Genomic DNA, 265 nt, shown 5'->3' with positions numbered 1-265 from the left:
TAAGACCCGCTGCCGTGCCGACCGGTTAGCCGAGGATCTGCCCGCCACCGCGTGGACCCGGCGCAGTGCCGGTGACGGGTCGAAAGGGCCACGGTTCTACGACTGGGCCTGGCTCGCCGACGTCGGCGCCGACGGTGACCCCGACGACGACGGCCGGCACAGTCTGCTGATCCGTCGCAACAACACCACCGGTGAGCTGGCCTTCTATCGCTGCTGGGCACCAGAGCCGACCGCCCTTGCCCAGTTCGTGCGGGTAGCGGGGGTT

General features: G+C 69.8%; 1 pseudogene. It reads left to right on the top strand.

Going from position 1 to position 265, the window contains the following annotated elements:
* Window positions 1-265, top strand: a pseudogene (locus LPA41_RS41475) (IS701 family transposase); the annotation flags it as partial.

The sequence above is a fragment of the Actinoplanes sp. DH11 genome (assembly GCF_020873875.1).
GTDB lineage: Bacteria > Actinomycetota > Actinomycetes > Mycobacteriales > Micromonosporaceae > Actinoplanes.
This window is presented reverse-complemented; position numbering and strand designations above follow the sequence as displayed.